Genomic DNA, 516 nt, shown 5'->3' on the forward strand with positions numbered 1-516 from the left:
GTAACGGGTAGTCAGCTTTTTGAAACGAATGATAAGGTTGTTACTTATTTAGGAGGCAATGCAGCTTTTAATAATGGTGTGTTTACTGGGCCGACCTATAGTTTATCGGAGATTGATAAAGATGGTAAGATAACAGCCAAACCTTTTACCAATGTTGGTTCAGCTTTTGAAGGACTTGATGATAATATCAAGAATGTCAATCAGAGGATTAAGGAAGTTTCTGAAGGAGTCGCACAGGATTCTTTGAATTGGAATAATGAAGCCAATGCATTTGTAGCTAAGCATGGAACGGAAGGAAACAATAGCAAATTGAAGTTTCTATTAGATGGAGAAATTTCTAAAGGTTCAACAGAAGCGATCACTGGCAACCAACTTTATTCAATGAATCAAACATTTGCGACCTATTTTGGTGGAGGTGCTGGCTATGAAAATGGAAAATGGGTTGCACCCACATTCAAACTTAAAACTGTCAATGATGATGGTAGCACTGGTGAGGAAAAGGTTTACAATAGTGTA

General features: G+C 37.6%; 1 pseudogene. It reads left to right on the forward strand.

The window, feature by feature from the left end:
• Positions 1 to 516: pseudogene (locus ACFIMA_RS09995) on the forward strand (hypothetical protein); the annotation flags it as partial.

Source organism: Bartonella sp. AP88HLJMH (assembly GCF_042195605.1).
GTDB lineage: Bacteria > Pseudomonadota > Alphaproteobacteria > Rhizobiales > Rhizobiaceae > Bartonella.